This window comes from Streptococcus infantis SPAR10, assembly GCF_000279535.1.
Taxonomy (GTDB): Bacteria; Bacillota; Bacilli; order Lactobacillales; family Streptococcaceae; genus Streptococcus; species Streptococcus infantis_I.
This window is the reverse complement of sequence record NZ_ALCH01000003.1, coordinates 82,382-103,964: the sequence shown is the minus strand read 5'-3', so window position 1 is coordinate 103,964 and position 21,583 is coordinate 82,382. Positions and strand designations below refer to the sequence as shown.

Below are 21,583 nucleotides of genomic sequence, written 5' to 3'. Positions count from 1 at the left end.
AAATCAAGCGATAATGCAAAATTATATAATAAAAGCGCATATTTATAAACGTCATAGCTCTGTCGTTTTATGGTATAATTGATAAAAGGAGTTTTACATGCAAGAATTTTTTAAAAGTTATTTTAATAAGCTAGATTTAACAACGGTATTTGAGAATCTTTTAACGAAAGTGATTTCTCTTTTAATTTTATTTGTGCTATTTTACATAGCTAAACAGCTTCTCCATGCAGCTGTCAAGAGAATTGTGAAGCCTTCACTTAAGTATTCAAAGCGTGATGCAGGTCGACAAAAGACAATCTCGCGTTTATTAGAAAATATTTTTAATTACACCCTTTATTTCTTTTTAGTTTACTGCATTTTGTCTATCCTAGGATTACCTGTATCTAGTTTACTAGCTGGTGCTGGGATTGCTGGGGTTGCAATTGGTATGGGGGCGCAGGGCTTCTTATCAGATGTTATCAATGGCTTCTTTATTCTCTTTGAACGCCAGTTGGATGTAGGGGATGAAGTTATTTTGACAAATGGTCCCATTACTGTATCGGGAAAAGTAGTTAGTGTCGGAATTCGAACCACTCAACTAAGAGGTGAAGACCAGGCTCTCCACTTTGTTCCCAACCGTAATATTACTGTTGTCAGCAATTTTTCAAGGAAAGAAGAGAACTGAAATTTTACCTCTTTTATGGTACAATAGAAAGAGTTTGGTAAAGGAGAAACGATGTTTTTAGATGAGCAATTAGGAAATGGTTGTGTTTGGATCAATCTAGATGTAGAAAAAATTAAAAATCTTGAAGATTTATCTGAAATCTACGGATTGGATAAGGAAACCATCGAATATGCGCTGGATAAAAATGAACGTGCCCATATGGATTACAACCGTGAGAATGGGACTGTGACCTTTATCTACAATGTTCTGGACTTAGAAAAGGACAAGGATTACTATGAAGCGATTCCCATGACCTTTATCGTTGAAAACAAACGAATGATTACCATCAGCAACCATAAGAATGCTTATGTCATTGATCAGATGTTAGCTTATCTGGATAGCCATGAGTTGCTTTCTATTTACAAATTTCTTTTTGCTAGTCTAGAAATCATTAGTAACGCCTATTATCCAATCATTGAAAAGATGGATAAGAGTAAAGATGAAGTCAACAGCTTACTTCGTCAGAGAACAACAAAGAAAAATCTCTTCGCCCTCTCTGACTTGGAGACTGGTATGGTTTACTTAACAGCAGCGGCAAAACAAAATCGACTCCTCTTAGAACATATCCAGGGCCATGCTCTTTATCGGAGATTTAATGAAGTCGAACGAGAGCAGTTTGATGATGCAATGATTGAAGCCCATCAGTTGGTGTCTATGACAGACTTGATTTCTCAAGTCTTGCAACAACTCTCATCTTCTTACAACAACATCCTAAACAATAACCTGAATGATAGTTTGACAGTTTTGACTATTATCTCCGTCTTACTAGCAGTACTTGCGGTTATTACAGGTTTCTTCGGAATGAATGTTCCTCTACCATTTACAGAAGAGCCAAATGCTTGGATTTATATCTTAATGGCTAGCTTGATTTTATGGGCAGCCTTATCTCAATGGCTGAAGAAAATTACTAGAAAATAAAAGAGAAGGAGCCAGAATGGCGATTGAAAATTACATGCCAGACTTTGCTGTAGAAGCAGTTTATGATTTGACAGTCCAAAGCCTGAAAAACCAAGGGATCAAAGCTGTTTTGGTGGATTTGGACAACACTCTGATTGCTTGGAATAACCCTGATGGGACTCCAGAGATGAAGCAATGGTTACATGACCTTCGTGATGCTGGTATTCGTATCATCGTGGTTTCTAACAACTCTAAAAAAAGAGTTCAACGTGCGGTTGAAAAATTTGGGATTGACTATGTTTATTGGGCTTTGAAGCCCTTTACTTTCGGGATTGATCGTGCCATGAAGGAATTCCACTATGAGAAAAACGAAGTGGTCATGGTTGGGGATCAGCTCATGACGGATATTCGAGCGGCTCACCGTGCTGGTATTCGTTCGATTTTGGTCAAGCCCTTAGTTCAGCACGACTCTATCAAAACGAAGTTTAACCGCGCTCGTGAGCGCCGTGTCATGAAACATATCACTGAAAAGTACGGGCCTATCACATATAAAAAAGGAATCTAACTATGGAAGAAATTCTCTGTATTGGCTGTGGATCAACCATTCAGACGACAGATAAGACTGGTCTTGGTTTTACGCCTCAGTCAGCACTCGAAAAAGGTTTGGAGACTGGTGAAGTTTATTGCCAACGTTGTTTTCGTCTTCGTCATTACAATGAAATCACAGATGTGCAACTGACGGATGATGATTTCCTAAAACTCTTGCACGAGGTGGGAGACAGTGATGCCTTGGTGGTCAATGTTATTGATATCTTTGACTTTAATGGCTCTGTTATCCCAGGCTTGCCTCGCTTTGTATCAGGCAATGATGTGATCTTGGTTGGAAATAAAAAAGACATCCTACCTAAGTCTGTTAAACCAGGTAAGATTAGTCAATGGCTCATGGAACGTGCCCATGAGGAGGGTCTTCGTCCAGTCGATGTCGTCCTGACTTCAGCACAAAATAAGCATGCTATCAAGGAAGTCATTGATAAAATTGAGCACTACCGTAAGGGGCGTGACGTCTATGTAGTTGGGGTTACCAATGTTGGGAAATCAACTCTTATCAACGCCATTATCCAGGAAATTACGGGTGACCAGAACGTCATTACAACATCACGTTTCCCAGGGACAACCTTAGATAAGATTGAGATCCCACTTGATGATGGTTCTTATATCTATGATACACCAGGAATTATCCATCGTCATCAGATGGCCCACTACTTGACGGCCAAAAACCTCAAGTATGTCAGTCCTAAAAAGGAAATCAAACCTAAAACCTACCAGCTCAATCCTGAGCAAACTCTCTTTTTAGGTGGTTTGGGACGTTTTGATTTCATTGCAGGAGAAAAACAAGGTTTCACAGCTTTCTTTGATAATGAACTCAAACTTCATCGTACCAAGCTTGAAGGAGCGAGTGATTTTTACGATAAGCACCTTGGAACCCTCCTTACACCACCAAATAACAAGGAAAAAGAAGACTTTCCAAAACTGGTCCAGCATGTCTTTACTATCAAGGATAAGACTGACCTCGTTATCTCAGGACTAGGCTGGATCCGTGTAACAGGAACTGCCAAAGTAGCCGTCTGGGCACCAGAAGGCGTCGCAGTCGTCACACGAAAAGCAATTATTTAAACACAGAAAGGAAAGAGTTGTCTTTATAAAGATGAGCATTACGAGCCCATAGAAGATACTTTTCGCCGTGGTGTTAGTTGGTACAAGTGATTGTACCAACTGCGGAAAATTTGAGACCTTAGGTTCAAATTTTAGTCATGAAAGTCCAGAGGACTTTGCTGACGTCCGTCACCACTTCAGAAAAGTATAAAAAGAAACTCTTTTAAATGAATTATGTCATTAACATCAAAACAACGTGCCTTCCTCAACAGCCAGGCACACACCCTCAAACCCATTATTCAAATCGGGAAAAATGGACTCAACGACCAAATCAAAACCAGCGTTCGTCAGGCACTTGACGCCCGCGAATTGATCAAGGTTACTCTCTTGCAAAACACAGATGAAAACATCCACGAAGTAGCTGAAATCTTGGAAGAAGAAATCGGTGTGGATACAGTACAAAAAATTGGTCGTATCTTGATTTTGTATAAACAATCAAGTAAGAAAGAAAATCGCAAGATTTCTAAAAGAGTCAAAGAAATCTAAGCATATACTCCCAAACTGTTTTTACAGAAGACTAAAGGAGATTAGCCTATGGCAATCGAATTATTAACTCCCTTTACAAAAGTGGAGTTAGAGCCAGAAATCAAGGATAAAAAACGTAAGCAAGTTGGAATCTTAGGGGGAAATTTTAACCCTGTTCACAATGCCCACCTTATCGTCGCAGACCAAGTGCGCCAACAGTTGGGATTGGATCAAGTGCTGCTTATGCCTGAATACCAACCACCTCACGTAGACAAAAAGGAAACCATTTCTGAACACCACCGCCTCAAGATGCTTGAATTGGCAATTGACGGAATCGAAGGTTTAGCTATTGAGACCATCGAGCTGGAGCGTAAGGGTATTTCCTATACCTACGACACCATGAAGATTTTGACAGAGAAGAATCCAGATACAGATTATTACTTTATCATCGGTGCTGACATGGTAGACTATCTGCCTAAGTGGTACAGAATTGATGAATTGGTCGACCTCGTTCAGTTTGTAGGAGTTCAACGACCACGCTACAAGGCTGGGACTTCTTATCCAGTCATTTGGGTAGATGTGCCTCTTATGGATATTTCATCCAGTATGGTACGTGATTTCATCGCCCAAGGACGAACACCTAACTTTCTCCTACCCAAACCAGTGCTAGACTATATCGAGAAAGAAGGTCTCTACTAATGGCATATCAAGACTACATCAACTGTTCACGAGAGGAATTGTTGGGGAAAATGGCAGAGCTTCTACCCGAGAAACGCCTAACCCATTGTTTGGGTGTAGAGCGTGCAGCCATAGAATTGGCTCAGCGCTTTGGTGTGGATGTTGAGAAAGCTGGTTTAGCTGGTCTCCTTCATGACTATGCTAAAAAGTTATCAGATCAAGAATTTTTAGACTTGATAGATCGTTATCAACTTGACTCTGATCTTAAAAACTGGGGCAATAATGTCTGGCATGGCATGGTCGGTATCTACAAGATTCAGGAAGATTTGGATTTACAAGATTCTGAAATCCTACGAGCTATTGAAATTCATACAGTTGGAGCTGGTCAGATGATGGATCTTGATAAGGTTATCTACGTCGCAGATTACATCGAGCATAATCGTGCCTTTCCAGGTGTGGACCAGGCGCGTGAGATTGCAAGTTTGTCACTCAATAAGGCAGTAGCTTATGAAACAGCTCGCACTGTCGAACATTTGGCTCACCAGGGATTTCCCATCTATCCCCAAACCCTTGAAACCTATAACGCCTATGTGCACTATTTGAAAGAGGACTAAATGAACGAAAAAGAATTATTAGAACTAGTCGTGAAAGCGGCCGATGAGAAACGTGCGGAGGATATCCTCGCACTTGACGTACAAGAATTGACCAGTGTGACAGATTACTTTGTCATCACGAGCTCAATGAATAGCCGTCAGTTGGATGCTATCGCTGAAAATATCCGTGAAAAAGTAGCCCAAGCTGGCTTTAAAGGTAGTCACGTTGAAGGCGATGCAGCTGGTGGCTGGGTCTTGTTAGACCTTGGTGGTGTCGTAGTGCATATCTTCTCAGAAGAAATGCGTGCCCACTATAACCTTGAAAAATTATGGCATGAAGCGAATTCTGTAGATATTTCAGAAGCCTTGGCATAAGAGATGAACTCAGTTGCAGTCAACTGAGTTTCTTTGCTTAATTTAGAAGAAAATCGTTAGAAAGGTGAGAGCGAGAGGTATTTCCAGAGATGCTCTTGGTATCATGATTATGGCAACATACGAGACTTTTGCGGCTGTTTACGATGCTGTGATGGATGATAGTTTATACGATAAATGGACGGATTTTTCCCTCCGTCATTTGCCAAAGACTAAGGAGAGAAAGAAACTCTTGGAATTGGCTTGTGGAACAGGCATCCAGTCAGTGCGCTTTTCTCAGGCTGGTTTTGAAGTGACTGGACTGGACTTGAGCGCGGACATGTTGAAGATTGCTGAGAAGAGAGCGGCTTCAGCCAAGCAAAAGATTGATTTTATTGAAGGCAATATGCTGGATTTGTCCAAGGCCGGTAAATATGACTTTGTGACCTGCTATTCGGACTCTATCTGCTACATGCAGGACGAGGTAGAAGTGGGAGACGTCTTCAAAGAAGTTTACAATGCTCTAAACGAAGACGGAGTTTTCATCTTTGACGTGCATTCGACTTACCAGACTGATGAAGTTTTCCCAGGTTATTCCTATCATGAAAATGCAGAAGACTTTGCCATGCTCTGGGATACCTACGAGGATGCAGCACCACATTCTATCGTGCATGAGTTGACCTTTTTTATCAAGGAAGCGGATGGTTCCTTTAGTCGTCACGACGAAGTTCATGAGGAGCGGACTTATGAGGTCTTGACCTATGATATTCTGTTAGAACAAGCTGGTTTCAAATCCTTCAAGCTTTATGCTGACTTTGAGGATAAGGAGCCTACAGAAACCAGCACCCGTTGGTTTTTTGTCGCGCAGAAGTAGGAGAATATCATGACCATTACAGGTATTATCGCAGAGTTCAATCCTTTTCATAATGGCCACAAATACCTGCTAGAACAGGCGGATGGGCTGAAAATCGTTGCCATGTCTGGGAATTTCATGCAGCGTGGAGAGCCTGCTATCGTGGACAAGTGGACAAGGGCTCAAATGGCACTGGAGAATGGAGCAGACTTGGTAGTGGAATTGCCCTTTTTAGTCAGTGTTCAGGCAGCAGATTTCTTTGGACAAGGAGCAGTAGATATCTTGGCGCAGTTAGGAATTGACAGCCTAGCTTTTGGGACAGAGGAAGTTCTAGATTACCAGAAAATTGCTGACTTATACGCAGAGTGTGGTCAAGAGATGGAGAAATTTGTAGAAAATCTACCTGATTCCCTCTCCTACCCTCAGAAAACGCAAGCTATGTGGAAGGAATTTGCAGGTCTTGATTTTTCGGGTGATACGCCCAATCATGTTCTTGCTCTTGCCTACGCCAAGGCAGTTGCTGGACGAAACATCAAACTTCATCCAATTCAACGTCAGGGAGCAGGATATCATTCTGTGGACAAGGATGTGGACTTTGCTTCGGCGACAGCCCTCCGTCAGCACCAATCAGACTCAGATTTCTTAGAACGCTTTATGCCTTCTGTTACTATTTTTGAGCAGGCGAGTAAGGTGAGCTGGGGAAATTATTTTTCACTTTTACGCTATCAAATCTTGTCAAATCCAGATTTAAGTACTATTTATCAGGTCAATCAAGAAATGGCTGTGCGTATTAAGGAAGCCATCAAAATAGCAAAATCTATTGAGGAATTGGTTGAGTTAGTGGCTACCAAACGCTACACCAAGGCGCGTGTGCGACGCCTCTTGACCTATATCTTGGTGCAGGCTAGAGAAAGTGACTTGCCAGAAGCCATTCATGTCCTAGGTTTTACCGAAAAAGGCAGACAACACCTTAAAACTCTCAAGGAGCAGGTCAATCTAGTTAGCCGAATCGGTAAAGAACCCTGGGATGCCATAACCCAAAAGGCAGACCAAATCTATCAACTGGGATACCCGAGTATCGCAGAACAAAATTTTGGCAGAGTGCCAATCAGAATCGAAACAAACTAAGTCTACTGTGAGGTGGACTTTTTTCTTATTTTTTGCAAAAAAATTCTTTTAAAAAATAGTTAGGTTTAAGAAGCTTATTTTACTAAGGAAAATGAAGATATTGCTCCTAAAAATAACTATAACAACTTCCATTTAAGGTTTGTTAAAAATATTTTTTTGTGGTAAAATGTATAAGAATGCATGTCATTCAGATAAACAAATAAATTGAGGTAAAAACATGGAAATTATGACAATTGTTATAGTTGTTTTTGCCGTCATCATTGGTTTAGTCATTGGATATGTCAGCATCTCAGTCAAGATGAAATCATCACAAGAGGCTGCAGAGTTGATGCTTTTAAATGCTGAACAAGAAGCAACTAATTTACGAGGACAAGCTGAGCGCGAAGCGGATTTATTACTAAATGAAGCCAAGAGCGAAAGCAAATCCCTTAAAAAAGAAGCACTATTGGAGGCTAAAGAGGAAGCCAGAAAATACCGCGAAGAAGTGGACGCTGAATTTAAGTCGGAGCGTCAAGAACTCAAGCAAATCGAAAGTCGTTTGACGGAGAGAGCTACGAGCCTTGACCGTAAAGACGATAATTTGACGAACAAAGAAAAAACACTTGAACAAAAAGAACAAAGTATTTCTGATAGAGCAAAAAACCTTGATGCACGTGAAGAGCAACTAGAGGAAATTGAAAAGCAAAAGCAAGCAGAACTAGAGCGTGTCGGAAGTCTGACACAGTCAGAGGCAAAAGATATTATCTTAGCCCAAACAGAAGAAGACTTGACCAAGGAAATTGCTAGCCGCATTCGTGAGGCGGAGCAAGAAGTCAAGGAACGTTCAGATAAGCTTGCTAAGGATATTTTATCCCAAGCCATGCAGAGAATTGCTGGTGAGTATGTAGCTGAGTCTACCAACTCGACAGTTCATCTGCCTGATGATACTATGAAAGGTCGTATCATTGGTCGTGAAGGTCGTAACATCCGTACCTTTGAAAGTTTGACAGGGGTTGATGTCATCATTGATGATACGCCAGAAGTGGTAACCTTGTCAGGTTTTGATCCTATCCGCCGTGAGATTGCCCGTATGACGATGGAAACCTTACTTAAGGATGGGCGAATTCACCCAGCTCGTATCGAAGAGTTGGTTGAGAAAAACCGTCAAGAAATTGATAACAGAATTCGTGAATATGGTGAAGCTGCAGCCTACGAAATCGGTGCACCAAACCTTCACCCTGACTTGATGAAGATCATGGGTCGCCTGCAGTTCCGTACTTCATACGGACAAAATGTCTTGCGACACTCAATCGAAGTGGCTAAGTTAGCTGGTATCATGGCTAGCGAACTTGGTGAAAATGCAGCTCTTGCCCGCCGTGCAGGATTCCTTCACGATATTGGTAAAGCCATTGACCGAGAAGTAGAAGGCAGCCACGTTGAGATTGGTACTGAATTAGCTCGCAAGTACAAAGAGCATCCAGTTGTGATTAACACGATTGCTAGTCACCACGGAGATGTAGAGCCTGAAAGTGTGATTGCAGTTCTCGTTGCTGCAGCGGATGCCTTAAGTGCAGCCCGTCCAGGAGCTCGTAGCGAATCACTTGAAAGCTACATCAAACGTCTCCATGATTTAGAAGAAATCGCTAATAGCTTTGAAGGAGTTCAAAATAGCTTTGCCCTTCAAGCTGGTCGTGAAATCCGAATTATGGTAAATCCAGGTCAAATCAAGGACGATAAGGTCACAATCTTAGCTCACAAAGTTCGTGAGAAAATCGAAAGCAACCTCGATTACCCAGGAAATATCAAGGTAACCGTGATTCGTGAACTTCGTGCAGTTGATTATGCAAAATAAATAAGAAAGAGCAGTTGAAAAATTACTGCTTTTTTGTTACACTAGATAGAAAGATTGTAGTAAGCAGAAATGCCTTCACAAAGAGAATTCTGAATGAATTTCCAAGGCATTTCACAAACTATCCAAAGGAGACATCATGGCAGACCGTGGCTTACTAATCGTTTTTTCAGGTCCTTCAGGAGTTGGAAAAGGAACGGTTAGACGAGAAATTTTTGAGAGTTCTGAAAACCAATTCCAATATTCTGTATCTATGACAACGCGGGCGCAACGTCCAGGTGAAGTAGACGGAGTTGACTATTTCTTCCGTACGCGTGAAGAATTTGAAGAATTGATCCGTCAAGGACAGATGTTAGAGTATGCAGAGTATGTAGGCAACTACTACGGAACTCCTCTGACCTATGTCAATGAAACCCTTGATAAAGGGATTGACGTTTTCCTTGAAATTGAAGTGCAGGGAGCTCTTCAGGTCAAGAAAAAAGTTCCAGATGCAGTCTTTATCTTTTTGACACCACCAGATTTGGAAGAATTGCAAGACCGTCTCGTAGGCCGTGGTACCGATAGCGCAGAAGTGATTGCCCAACGTATCGAAAAAGCCAAAGAAGAAATTGCTTTGATGCGTGAATATGACTATGCTATTGTCAATGATCATGTTCCTCTTGCCGCAGAACGTGTCAAACGTGTGATTGAAGCAGAACATTTCCGCGTCGATCGTGTCATCGGTCACTACCAGGATATGCTACCAAAGTCTCCAACTATTCGATAAACTATAGAAAACAGGTACAAACAAATGATGCTTAAACCCTCTATTGATACCTTGCTTGACAAGGTACCATCAAAATATTCACTCGTCATCTTGGAAGCAAAACGTGCTCACGAATTAGAAGCTGGAGCAACTCCAACACAAGAATTCAAATCTGAAAAATCTACACTTCGTGCCTTGGAAGAAATTGAATCAGGGAATGTAACCATCCACCCAGATCCAGAAGGAAAACGCGAAGCTGTTCGTCGTCGTATCGAAGAAGAAAGACGATTGAGAGAAGAAGAAGAAAAGAAAATCAAAGAGCAAATCGCGAAAGAAAAAGAAGAAGGTGAAAAAATTTAAGGTTGGGGGGACTCAATCTTATTTTTTCTATTGCAAGAATACTCAATCAATTGAAACGATTTAAGAAGAGAGGGAGGTGAGGATATGGCTATTGCGAAAATCATTGTGGATGTTCCCTTGATGCAGACGGACCAACCATACAGTTACAAGGTCCCTGAGGAATTTGTAGACATGCTGGAAGTTGGTATGCGGGTTCATGTGCCTTTTGGGAAGGCCAATCGCTTGATTCAAGGGATTGTTCTTGGAATGGAACAAGAATCGGAAATGGCAGATGAAGACTTGAAAGAAATTGCTGAGGTGCTGGATTTTTCTCCTGTCTTAACGGAGGAACAACTCTGGTTGGCTGAAGAACTACGTAAGTCAGTTTTTTCATACAAGATTTCTATTCTTAAAGCCATGCTTCCAGGATTTTTGAATTCTAGCTATGATAAAATCCTCTATCCTCTGGAAGGCTTGAGTCAGGAGGATAAGGAGCGCTTATTCGGTTCGCAAGAATCTCTAGCCTTTTCATCGCTTGACTTGAAAAAGCAGGCCGAGATGATGCGCTTGACTCGAAAAGGGCTTTTGAAACTCGAGTATCAGGCTGTGGATCAGAAGAAAGTCAAAACACAGTCTTGGGTTCAAGTGAATCTTGACAAATTAGAAAAGCTAGAAATCTCAAACCGTGCCAAGAAGAAATTGGAACTGCGAGATTATTTAGTAGCACATCCAGAAAGTACTCCTTTGGCTACTTTGTTAGAACATTACTCTCGTGAACAAGTCAACTTCTTTGTGGAACAGGGTGCTTTGACGATTCTTCAAAAGGAAGTTCAACGTTCAGCTGCCTACTTTGAAGGAATCGAGTCAAATCAAGCCTTAGAGTTAAACCCAGAGCAAAAACTAGCCTGTGAGGCGGTTGTTGGAGCGATTGGAAAGAAACATCCTCCATTTCTTCTACAAGGAATTACAGGAAGTGGGAAAACCGAGGTTTACCTGCAGATTATCCAAGGTGCCTTAGATATGGGAAAAACAGCGATTGTTCTAGTTCCAGAGATCTCTCTGACACCTCAAATGACCGAGCGCTTTATTGCTCGTTTTGGTGAGCAAGTTGCCATCCTCCACTCAGGCTTGTCAAATGGTGAAAAGTACGATGAATGGCGCAAGGTGGAGCGTGGAGATGCTCAGGTAGTTGTTGGGGCTAGGTCTGCTATTTTTGCACCTTTGAAAAATCTAGGTGTTATCATTATCGATGAAGAGCATGAGGCTAGCTATAAGCAAGACAGCAATCCTCGTTATCATGCTAGAGATGTGGCTCTTTTACGTGCCCAGTACAATCAAGCTGCCCTAGTTCTTGGTTCTGCAACACCAAGTCTAGAAAGCCGTGCGCGTGCTGGAAAAGGCGTTTATCAACATCTGCGCCTGACTCAACGTGCCAATCCTTTAGCAAGTATTCCTGAGGTTCAACTGATTGACTTCCGTGATTACATCGGGCAGAATGAAACATCAAACTTTACACCACCACTGATTGAGGCCATTCAAGATCGACTGGATAAAAAAGAGCAGGTTGTTCTCATGCTCAATCGTCGTGGTTATTCTAGCTTTGTCATGTGCCGGGAATGTGGGACCGTGGATACCTGTCCAAACTGCGATATTTCCTTGACGCTGCATATGGATACTAAGACTATGAACTGTCATTATTGTGGTTTTACGAAGGAAATTCCACATGTCTGTCCAAACTGTCAGAGTCGTAGCATTCGCTATTATGGAACGGGGACACAGAAGGCTTATGATGAGCTAGCGGAACTCTTTCCAGAGGCACGCATTCTACGCATGGATGTGGATACAACTCGTAAAAAGGGCAGTCACCAAGCTTTACTTGAACAATTTGGCAATGGTGAAGCGGACATATTGCTAGGAACCCAGATGATTGCCAAGGGTTTGGATTTTCCAAATGTGACCTTGGTTGGTGTTCTCAATGCGGACACAGCCTTGAACCTGCCTGATTTCCGTTCTTCTGAGAGAACCTTCCAACTCTTGACCCAGGTGGCAGGTCGCGCCGGTCGTGCTGAAAAGGCAGGTCAGGTCTTGATTCAGTCCTATAATCCTCAGCACTATGCTATACGATTTGCCAAGGACCAAGACTACGAAGGTTTCTATGCCTATGAAATGGGCATCAGACATCAGTTGGGTTATCCACCTTATTATTTTACTATTGGAATCACCTTATCTCATAAAAAAGAAGAAGAGGTTCTTAGACGTGCTTATCAAGTCATGGAGATTTTGCGGTCAGGTTTATCGGATGCTAGTGTAATTCTAGGTCCGACGCCAAAACCTATCGCTCGTACTCATAACCTCTACCACTACCAAATTTTGATTAAATACCGTTTAGAAGATGAGTTGGCTTCTACCCTTAATCAGGTCTTAGCCCTAACTCAAGAACGTGAAAATAGCGAACTTCGTCTCAGTATTGACCACGAACCGCAACAATTTTTATAGAAGGAGAAAAGATGACAAAACTAATCTTTATGGGAACTCCCAATTTTTCAGCAACTGTTTTAAAGGGGCTTTTGTCAGATGAACGCTACGAGATTGTAGCGGTTGTAACTCAGCCAGATCGTGCTGTCGGCCGTAAAAAAGTTATCCAGGAAACCCCAGTGAAACAAGCTGCCAAAGAGGCAGGTCTGCCTATCTACCAACCAGAAAAATTATCAGGTAGTCCAGAGATGGAAGCTATCATGAATTTGGGAGCTGACGGGATTGTGACTGCAGCTTTTGGGCAGTTTCTCCCAAGTAAACTCCTTGATAGCATGGATTTTGCAGTCAATGTTCATGCTTCGCTTCTTCCAAAGCACCGTGGTGGAGCTCCTATCCATTATGCCTTGATTCAAGGTGATGAAGAAGCAGGAGTAACCATTATGGAAATGGTCAAGGAAATGGATGCAGGGGACATGATTTCTCGTCGCAGTATTCCCATTACTGATGAGGACAATGTTGGAACTTTGTTTGAAAAATTGGCCATTGTTGGGCGTGATTTGCTTTTGGATACCCTACCTGCTTATATAGCTGGTGAAATTCAGCCTCAACCGCAAGATCCAAGCCAAGTAACTTTCTCACCAAATATTAAACCAGAGGAGGAAAAACTGGACTGGAACAAGACCAACCGTCAACTTTTCAACCAAATCCGTGGGATGAATCCATGGCCAGTTGCTCATACCTTCCTCAAGGGAGAACGCTTCAAAATCTATGAAGCTTTGCCTGTAGAAGGTCAGGGGAATCCGGGTGAGATACTCTCCATTGGTAAGAAAGAATTGATTGTCGCAACAGCAGAAGGAGCTCTATCTCTCAAACAGGTTCAACCAGCAGGAAAACCTAAAATGGACATTGCTTCCTTCCTCAACGGCGTTGGACGAAGTTTGGCAGTAGGAGAACGATTTGGTGACTAAAGTAGAAACGGCTAGAAATTTAGCCTTAAAGGTGCTAGAGGATGTCTTTGTCAATCAAGCCTACTCCAATATCGCCTTAAATAAACACCTCAAGGGAAGTCAGCTGTCAGCAACTGACAAAGGTTTGGTGACTGAGCTTGTTTATGGAACCGTAGCTCGTAAACTGACTTTAGAATGGTATTTGTCTCACTTTATTGAAGATAGAGACAAGCTAGACAGCTGGCTCTATGTTTTGCTTCTCATGAGCGTCTATCAACTCCAATACTTGGATAAGCTTCCTGATCATGCAGTGGTCAATGAAGCGGTAGAAATTGCAAAACTTCGTAAAAAAGGTAGCGAAAAATTGGTCAATGCAGTCCTTCGCCGTATCTTGCGAGAAGGTTTGCCAGATACTGCCAGTATCAAACGTAAGAACAAGCGTGATTCTATCGCCTACTCTTTGCCAGTATGGTTAGTTTCTAAGCTCAAGGAAGAGTATGGAGAAGAGCGAGCGCAAGCGATTTTTGAAAGTCTTTTACAACGCAATAAAGCCAGTATCCGTGTGACAGATTTGAGCCTAAAAGAGGAAATTAAAGCTCTGCTTGATGCAAGTGATTCTGCTTTATCAGCTTCTGGTCTGGTCAAGGAGCAGGGGCATTTTGCGGGTCATGACTTGTTTGCTGAAGGGGCTATTACTATCCAGGATGAGTCTAGTCAACTGGTTGCTCCAACTCTTGATTTACAAGGAGAGGAGCAGGTTTTGGATGCCTGTGCAGCTCCGGGTGGGAAAACAGCCCATATGGCCTCTTATCTCACGACAGGTCAGGTAACAGCTCTGGATCTCTACGACCACAAACTCACTTTGATTCAAGAGAATGCCCAGCGTTTAGGCGTAGCAGACCGTGTTCAAACACAAAAATTGGATGCCCGAAAGGTTCACGAGTTTTTTGGTAAGGATCAATTTGATAAGATTCTTGTTGATGCCCCTTGCTCAGGGATTGGTCTATTGCGTCGGAAACCAGATATCAAATACAACAAAGACACTGCTGATTTCGCGTCATTACAGGAAATTCAGTTGGAAATATTAGGTAGTGTTTGTCAAACGCTACGTAAAGGTGGTATAATAACTTATAGTACCTGCACTATTGTCTCTGAGGAGAACTTTCAAGTGGTTCAAGCATTTTTAGAAAGTCATCCAGAGTTCGAGCAGGTTAAACTAGAACACGAATGCAAGGATATCCTAAAAGATGGCTGTATCCTCATTACTCCAGAATTGTACGGAAGTGATGGATTCTTTATCAGCCAATTTCGTAAGATATCCAATTAGGAAGGAACTGACACAATGGAGATTTCATTATTAACAGATGTGGGTCAGAAACGTACAAATAATCAAGACTATGTCAATCTTTTTGTCAACCGTGCCGGTCGTACGATGATTATCTTGGCTGACGGGATGGGAGGACACCGAGCAGGTAATATTGCCAGTGAGATGGCAGTTACGGACTTAGGTGTTGCCTGGGTAGATACTCAGATCGATACCGTGAATGAAGTTCGTGAATGGTTTGCAGAACACCTAGAAATTGAAAATCAAAAGATTTATCAATTGGGGCGTGATGAAGCATATAAAGGGATGGGTACAACTCTAGAAGCCCTTGCAATCATTGATAACCAAGCCATCTATGCTCATATTGGTGATTCTCGTATCGGCTTGGTTCGTGGAGAAGAGTATCACCAATTAACGAGTGATCATTCATTAGTCAATGAGTTGCTCAAGGCAGGTCAATTAACACCTGAAGAAGCTGAAGCGCATCCACAAAAAAATATCATCACCCAGTCTATTGGGCAAAAAGATGAGATTCAACCTGATTTAGGGATTGTGAGCTTGGAAACGGGTGACTATATCGTTATGAACAGTGATGGTCTCACGAATATGATTTCAGGAAGTGAAATCTATGACATCGTGACAAGTGATATTTCACTTGAAGACAAGGCAGCAACCTTAGTACGTTTTGCAAACAATGCCGGAGGACTTGATAACATTACTGTTGCCTTGATTGCGATTGAGGAGGAATCAAAATGATCCAGATCGGCAAGATATTTGCCGGACGATATCGGATTATCAAACAAATTGGTCGAGGAGGAATGGCAGATGTCTACCTGGCCAAGGATTTGATTCTGGATGGGGAAGAGGTAGCTGTAAAGGTTCTAAGAACAAACTACCAAACGGATCCAATCGCTGTTGCACGTTTTCAGCGTGAAGCACGTGCGATGGCGGACCTAGATCATCCTCATATCGTTCGAATTACGGATATCGGTGAAGAAGACGGTCAACAATATCTAGCTATGGAATATGTAGCTGGGCTTGACCTCAAACGTTATATCAAAGAACACTACCCTCTATCAAACGAGGAAGCTGTTCGTATCATGGGTCAAATTCTCTTGGCTATGCGTTTGGCGCATGCAAAGGGGATTATTCACCGTGATTTAAAACCTCAAAATATACTCTTGACTCCTGATGGAACTGCAAAAGTTACTGACTTTGGGATTGCAGTGGCCTTTGCAGAAACCAGTTTGACACAGACCAACTCCATGTTGGGTTCTGTTCACTATCTATCACCTGAGCAGGCGCGTGGTTCTAAGGCGACCATACAGAGTGATATTTATGCAATGGGAATTATTTTCTTCGAAATGTTGACAGGCCATATTCCTTATGATGGAGATAGTGCTGTTACCATTGCACTTCAGCATTTCCAAAAACCGCTTCCTTCTGTCATTGCAGAAAACCCGTCAGTGCCACAATCCTTGGAAAACGTAGTTATAAAAGCGACAGCTAAAAAGTTGACAGACCGTTATCAAACTGTCTCAGAGATGTATGTTGACTTATTGAGCAGTCTTTCTTATAACCGTCGAAATGAACCAAAGCTGGTATTTGAAGATACAAGTAAAGTTGACACAAAAACCTTACCGAAAATTTCACAGTCTACTTTAACAGCGATTCCTAAAGTGCAACCAAAGGAAGAAAGTCCTCAGAGCCAAAAGCCGACTCAAAAGGCAACTAGTAAAGAAACTGTTGCAAAACCAGTCAAGAAACGTCGTTTTAAAGCGAGGTATTTGGTGCTTTTAGCTAGCTTTATACTTGTTTTGGCTTCTCTCTTTTGGATAGTATCCAAAACACCAGCAACTGTTGAAATTCCAAATGTTGTAGGACAAACTGTAGCAGAAGCTAAGGAAAAACTTAAAAAAGCTAATTTTGAAATTGGCGAGGAAAAGTCTGAAGCTAGTGATACAGTAGAAGAAGGCCGAGTGATTCGAACGGATCCAGATGCCGGTTCGTCTCGTAAAGAAGGTACTAAAGTTAATCTCATTATCTCTTCAGGTCAGCAATCGTTTAAGATTGGAAATTATATTGGACGCAAATCTACGGACGTCATTGCAGAGTTGAAAGGGAAAAAAGTTCCTGAAAATCTCATCAAGGTTGTAGAAGAAGAATCAAGTGAAACAGAGGCAGGACTTGTTATGAGACAGAGTCTGCCAGAAGGAACCACTTATGATCTTAGTAAGGCGACAGAGATTACCTTGACAGTAGCCAAGAAGGTAACTAGCGTTCCTATGCCAAGTTATATTGGATCAAGTCTTGAATTTACTAAGAATAACTTGATTCAGATAGTTGGTGTAAAAGAAGCTAATATTGAAGTGGTAGAGGTCTCTACAGCTCCAGAAGGAACTGCTGAGGAAACTGTTGTCAGTCAGAGTCCAAAACCAGGTGAAGGTGTAGATTTGAATACAACTCGTATCAAGATTTCTATCTATAAACCGAAAACAACTACAACAACAAATCCATCACAAGGGAACCCTTATCGTGGAGAAACATCTCCACAGATTAGAGAACCACAGACTAATCAAACTACCACAACTTCAGATATCCATCAAGGTGAGAACTAATCAATCTTTGTCACAGTTTTTGTGGCAAAGATTTTTTTCCTTAAAATTTATGATAAAATAAAAGGAGTTTAAAAAGGAGGGGAGCATGGACGAATCAAAAAAACTGAATGCAGTCATTGATGTCATTATGTTAGCAGGTACAATTCTGCTTCGTAATGGTTCTGAAATCTATCGTGTCGAAGACACCATGATTCGAATTGCTCATTCACAAGGCATCATAGATTGTAATGTTTTGGCCATGCCTGCAGCTATTTTTTTCTCCATTGAAAATACAAATATCTCTCGAATGAAACGAGTAACCTCCTCTGCCTATAATATTGAGAAGGTGTGTGATGTCAACCAGATTTCACGGCAACTTGTATCGGGACAGCTTGATTTGGAGACAGCCTTTATCCAATTAAAGGAATTGAATGCCAAGGCATCTCCCTACACCAATGTTCAGCTAACTGCTGCAGCGACCCTTAGTGCTCCCTTCTTCTCTATCATGTTCGGGGGGAATGTCTACGATGCCATTGGTGCAGGAGTAGCAACCATATTTGCTTTCACCTTTTCTCTTTACGTAGAAAAATTTATTCGTATTCCCTTTATGACAGCTTTTGCAGGTGCTCTTGTTTTTGGTTTGATTGCACAATTTTGGGCTCGCTATTCTGGCTTTCCTTCGACAGCCGATTTGGTCATTGCAGGTGCGGTCATGCCATTTGTACCGGGAATTGCTCTGACCAATGCTGTTAGAGATATTATGACCAATCACATTAACTCTGGTATGAGCAAGATGTTTGAATCCTTGCTGGTTACCCTTGCTTTAGGGGCAGGCACCTCTGTCGCCCTCGTACTCATGAACTAATATGACTCTAACAACATTTTTATTGCAGGCTCTAGCTAGTCTGCTAGCTATTATCACTTTTTTAATCGTTTTAAACGTCCAACGTTCTATGCTCATTCCTGGTGGAGTTTTGGGAATGTCAATCTGGCTGCTCTATCTAATACTCAAGGAGCCAACTAATGTTATTTTGGCGACCTTTATTGCCGCTGTAATTGGTTCTTGTATCAGCCAGATTATGAGTATTCTCTACAAAACACCAGCCGTTGTGTTTGCTTTAGCGATTTTAGCTCCGCTGGTACCAGGGTATCTCTCTTATCGAACGACTTCATTTTTTGTGACAGGCGACTATAGAAACGCCATTGCCAGTGCAATGTTGGTGATGATGTTGGCCCTTGTTATTTCAATAGGAATGGCAAGTGGGACAGTTGTCCTGAAGTTGTATTACTATCTCAAAAAGAATCGAGCTAGCTAAGTCTCGATTTTTTCGTGGGTAGAGTGGCTGAAAGAACATGAGTACGACGATAGAAATGAACTTGATTTGGGGAATCAAGTCTTTTTTCGCTCATTTGACCTCAATTATGATAAAATAGAGGTGAACGAATTTTTACAATGAATGATAAAAATAGAGGTAAATATGACAATCGGTATTGATAAGATTGGTTTTGCGACCAGTCAATACGTTTTGAAATTACAAGATTTAGCAGAGGCTCGAGGGACTGATCCTGAAAAATTGAGTAAAGGACTCCTTTTAAAAGAATTGAGTATTGCTCCTTTAACGGAGGATATTGTTACCTTGGCTGCCAGTGCAGGAAATTCTATCCTGACTGAAGAAGAGAAGCAAGAGATTGATATGGTTATCGTAGCGACAGAATCTGGAGTCGATCAAAGTAAGGCGGCTGCGGTTTTTGTACACGGTTTGCTTGGAATTCAACCTTTTGCTCGTAGTTTTGAAATCAAAGAAGCTTGCTATGGTGCAACTGCGGCCCTTCACTATGCTAAGTTACACGTAGAAAATTCTCCTAAATCAAAAGTTTTGGTACTAGCTAGTGATATTGCAAAATATGGTGTCGAAACTCCTGGGGAACCAACCCAAGGAGCAGGATGTGTTGCCATGTTGATTAGTCAAAATCCACGTGTTATGGTCTTCAACAACGATAACGTTGCGCAGACTCGTGATATCATGGACTTTTGGCGTCCAAATTATTCAACGACACCATTTGTAAATGGAGTCTACTCAACACAGCAGTATTTGGATAGCTTGAAAACGACTTGGGAAGAGTACCAAAAGCGTTATGATTGTACTTTGGATGATTTTAAAGCTATTTGTTTCCACTTGCCATATCCAAAGCTAGCTCTCAAGGGATTGAAAAAAATTCTTGATAAATCTCTACCTCAAGAGAAAAAGGATTTACTTCAAAAACACTTTGATGAGTCCATTATTTACAGCCAAAAGGTTGGAAACATCTATACAGGTTCACTCTTTTTAGGTCTCTTGTCTCTTCTTGAAAATTCTGATAGTCTCAAAGCAGGGGACAAGCTAGCTCTCTATAGCTACGGAAGTGGTGCTGTATCTGAGTTCTTCAGTGTGGAATTGGTTGAAGGCTTTGAAAAGCAATTGCAGAAAAATCGCTTAGAATTGCTAGACCAGCGTCAAGCATTGAGCGTAGCTGATTATGAACGAATCTTCTTTGAGGAAGCAAACTTGGATGAGTCAGGTTCTGCAACCATGTCAAGCTATGAAGGACAGGACTATGCTCTGGTTGAGATTGTAGAACACCAACGTCGCTACAGCAAGGTTGAAAAATAATGAAAAAAAATTGGAATGGATTTGCTAAAAAATCAATTCAAGAGCGCCTTGAGTTCGTTAAGTCTCAGGCGCTTACTTCTATGGAAGCCCAAGAAAGTCTTAAGCAAAATGAAAATCTTAGTATAGCAGTTGCGGACCAACTGAGTGAAAATGTAGTGGGGACCTTCTCACTACCCTACTCAGTAGTGCCAGAAGTACTGGTAAACGGTCAAGAATACACAGTTCCTTATGTGACCGAAGAGCCATCTGTCGTTGCTGCAGCTAGTTTTGCTAGTAAGATTATCAAACGTGCGGGTGGTTTTACTGCTCAGGTTCATCAACGTCAAATGATTGGTCAAGTAGCTCTTTATCAGGTTCCAGATAGGGATAAAGCATGTCAGGCTATTTTGAGTCAGAAAGCAGAGCTACTCGAACAAGCAAACCAAGCCTATCCATCTATTGTCAAACGTGGTGGTGGAGTTAGAGAGCTAACAGTTGAGAAAATTTCTGGTGAGGTTGACTTTTTAGTGGTTTATCTCCATGTGGATACTCAGGAAGCCATGGGAGCTAATATGCTCAATACCATGCTTGAAGCTTTAAAACCTAGCTTAGAGGCTCTAAGTCAAGGGCAAAGTTTAATGGGAATTCTATCCAACTACGCAACAGATTCTCTAGTAACTGCAACTTGTCGGATTGCCTTTCGTTATTTGAGTCGTCAAAAAGATGAAGCGCATGAACTAGCTGAAAAAATGGTTTTAGCCAGCCAGTTTGCTCAAGCAGATCCTTATCGAGCGGCTACTCACAATAAGGGAATATTTAATGGAATCGATGCTCTCTTGATTGCGACAGGAAATGATTGGCGTGCTATCGAAGCAGGAGCTCATGCCTATGCCAGTCATGATGGTGCTTATCGAGGTCTCAGTTGTTGGACGATGGATTTGGAAACAGAAGAGCTAATAGGAGAGCTTACTATGCCGATGCCAGTTGCTACCAAGGGTGGATCAATTGGTCTTAATCCTCGTGTAGTTTTCAGCCATGAGTTGCTAGGTCATCCATCAGCTAAGGAATTGGCTCAAATTATCGTGTCAATTGGTCTTGCACAAAACTTTGCAGCTCTTAAAGCTCTTGTCAGCACAGGAATTCAGCATGGACACATGAAACTTCAAGCGAAGTCACTAGCCCTCCTTGCAGGAGCCACAGAGGCAGAAGTGCCTAAGTTGGTAGAAAGCTTGATTGCTGAAAAAACCTTTAATTTAGAAAAAGCACAAACTCTTTTGAAAAAATTAAGATTATAAGAAAAACTCAGACTGATTCAGT

22 protein-coding genes are annotated in these 21,583 nt (G+C 41.7%); all 22 read left to right on the top strand.

The annotated features are described in order from the left end of the window. The first annotated feature begins 97 nt into the window (after positions 1-97). A complete protein-coding gene (locus SPAR10_RS04895) occupies positions 98-664 on the top strand; it encodes a mechanosensitive ion channel family protein (RefSeq protein WP_004251419.1) in 567 nt (188 codons plus the stop codon). 51 nt (positions 665-715) lie between these two features. Further along, positions 716-1,621 carry a magnesium transporter CorA family protein gene (locus SPAR10_RS04890; protein ID WP_004251417.1) on the top strand — a complete coding sequence of 302 codons (906 nt, stop codon included), beginning with the start codon at positions 716-718 and terminating at the stop codon, positions 1,619-1,621. 16 nt (positions 1,622-1,637) lie between these two features. Beyond that, a complete protein-coding gene (locus SPAR10_RS04885; protein WP_004251415.1) occupies positions 1,638-2,165 on the top strand; it encodes a YqeG family HAD IIIA-type phosphatase in 528 nt (175 codons plus the stop codon). A gap of 2 nt (positions 2,166-2,167) precedes the next feature. After that, positions 2,168-3,274 carry a ribosome biogenesis GTPase YqeH gene (yqeH, locus tag SPAR10_RS04880; protein ID WP_004251412.1) on the top strand — a complete coding sequence of 369 codons (1,107 nt, stop codon included), beginning with the start codon at positions 2,168-2,170 and terminating at the stop codon, positions 3,272-3,274. 213 nt (positions 3,275-3,487) lie between these two features. Then, positions 3,488-3,799: a ribosome assembly RNA-binding protein YhbY gene (yhbY, locus tag SPAR10_RS04875; RefSeq protein WP_004251407.1), complete on the top strand. Its 312-nt coding sequence runs from the start codon at positions 3,488-3,490 to the stop codon at positions 3,797-3,799. Positions 3,800-3,847: 48 nt separating this feature from the next. Next, positions 3,848-4,477, top strand: a complete 630-nt coding sequence (locus SPAR10_RS04870; protein ID WP_004251404.1) for a nicotinate-nucleotide adenylyltransferase — start codon at positions 3,848-3,850, stop codon at positions 4,475-4,477. After that, positions 4,477-5,070 (top strand): bis(5'-nucleosyl)-tetraphosphatase (symmetrical) YqeK, encoded by a 594-nt coding sequence (gene yqeK, locus SPAR10_RS04865; protein ID WP_004251403.1) that lies wholly within the window; start codon positions 4,477-4,479, stop codon positions 5,068-5,070. The genes SPAR10_RS04870 and yqeK overlap by 1 nt, the downstream gene beginning before the upstream one ends. Continuing rightward, positions 5,071-5,424 carry a ribosome silencing factor gene (gene rsfS, locus SPAR10_RS04860; protein WP_004251400.1) on the top strand — a complete coding sequence of 118 codons (354 nt, stop codon included), beginning with the start codon at positions 5,071-5,073 and terminating at the stop codon, positions 5,422-5,424. Positions 5,425-5,533: 109 nt separating this feature from the next. After that, positions 5,534-6,274 (top strand): class I SAM-dependent DNA methyltransferase, encoded by a 741-nt coding sequence (locus tag SPAR10_RS04855; RefSeq protein WP_004251397.1) that lies wholly within the window; start codon positions 5,534-5,536, stop codon positions 6,272-6,274. Between the two features lie 9 nt (positions 6,275-6,283). Continuing rightward, positions 6,284-7,381: a nucleotidyltransferase gene (locus SPAR10_RS04850; RefSeq protein ID WP_004251395.1), complete on the top strand. Its 1,098-nt coding sequence runs from the start codon at positions 6,284-6,286 to the stop codon at positions 7,379-7,381. 217 nt (positions 7,382-7,598) lie between these two features. Beyond that, positions 7,599-9,212 carry a ribonuclease Y gene (locus SPAR10_RS04845; RefSeq protein WP_004251393.1) on the top strand — a complete coding sequence of 538 codons (1,614 nt, stop codon included), beginning with the start codon at positions 7,599-7,601 and terminating at the stop codon, positions 9,210-9,212. Positions 9,213-9,348: 136 nt separating this feature from the next. Further along, complete coding sequence (gene gmk, locus SPAR10_RS04840; protein ID WP_000775049.1) at positions 9,349-9,975, top strand: guanylate kinase; 627 nt, start codon at positions 9,349-9,351, stop codon at positions 9,973-9,975. A 24-nt stretch (positions 9,976-9,999) separates the two neighbouring features. After that, positions 10,000-10,314 (top strand): DNA-directed RNA polymerase subunit omega, encoded by a 315-nt coding sequence (gene rpoZ / locus SPAR10_RS04835; protein WP_004251389.1) that lies wholly within the window; start codon positions 10,000-10,002, stop codon positions 10,312-10,314. 84 nt (positions 10,315-10,398) lie between these two features. Then, positions 10,399-12,789 carry a primosomal protein N' gene (locus SPAR10_RS04830; RefSeq protein ID WP_004251387.1) on the top strand — a complete coding sequence of 797 codons (2,391 nt, stop codon included), beginning with the start codon at positions 10,399-10,401 and terminating at the stop codon, positions 12,787-12,789. A gap of 11 nt (positions 12,790-12,800) precedes the next feature. Beyond that, entirely contained in the window at positions 12,801-13,736 is a 936-nt protein-coding gene (gene fmt, locus SPAR10_RS04825; RefSeq protein ID WP_004251384.1) for a methionyl-tRNA formyltransferase, read from the top strand. Next, a complete protein-coding gene (gene rsmB, locus SPAR10_RS04820) occupies positions 13,729-15,042 on the top strand; it encodes a 16S rRNA (cytosine(967)-C(5))-methyltransferase RsmB (RefSeq protein WP_004251383.1) in 1,314 nt (437 codons plus the stop codon). Before fmt ends, rsmB begins: the two co-directional genes overlap by 8 nt. A gap of 15 nt (positions 15,043-15,057) precedes the next feature. Continuing rightward, positions 15,058-15,795, top strand: a complete 738-nt coding sequence (locus tag SPAR10_RS04815) for a Stp1/IreP family PP2C-type Ser/Thr phosphatase (protein ID WP_004251382.1) — start codon at positions 15,058-15,060, stop codon at positions 15,793-15,795. Next, positions 15,792-17,657 (top strand): Stk1 family PASTA domain-containing Ser/Thr kinase, encoded by a 1,866-nt coding sequence (gene pknB / locus SPAR10_RS04810; protein WP_004251381.1) that lies wholly within the window; start codon positions 15,792-15,794, stop codon positions 17,655-17,657. The genes SPAR10_RS04815 and pknB overlap by 4 nt, the downstream gene beginning before the upstream one ends. A gap of 85 nt (positions 17,658-17,742) precedes the next feature. Further along, positions 17,743-18,501 carry a threonine/serine exporter family protein gene (locus SPAR10_RS04805; protein ID WP_004251380.1) on the top strand — a complete coding sequence of 253 codons (759 nt, stop codon included), beginning with the start codon at positions 17,743-17,745 and terminating at the stop codon, positions 18,499-18,501. Between the two features lies 1 nt (position 18,502). Beyond that, entirely contained in the window at positions 18,503-18,952 is a 450-nt protein-coding gene (locus SPAR10_RS04800; protein WP_004251379.1) for a threonine/serine exporter family protein, read from the top strand. Between the two features lie 162 nt (positions 18,953-19,114). Beyond that, complete coding sequence (locus SPAR10_RS04795) at positions 19,115-20,287, top strand: hydroxymethylglutaryl-CoA synthase (RefSeq protein ID WP_004251367.1); 1,173 nt, start codon at positions 19,115-19,117, stop codon at positions 20,285-20,287. After that, positions 20,287-21,561 carry a hydroxymethylglutaryl-CoA reductase, degradative gene (locus SPAR10_RS04790; RefSeq protein WP_004251365.1) on the top strand — a complete coding sequence of 425 codons (1,275 nt, stop codon included), beginning with the start codon at positions 20,287-20,289 and terminating at the stop codon, positions 21,559-21,561. Before SPAR10_RS04795 ends, SPAR10_RS04790 begins: the two co-directional genes overlap by 1 nt. Positions 21,562-21,583 lie beyond the last annotated feature (22 nt).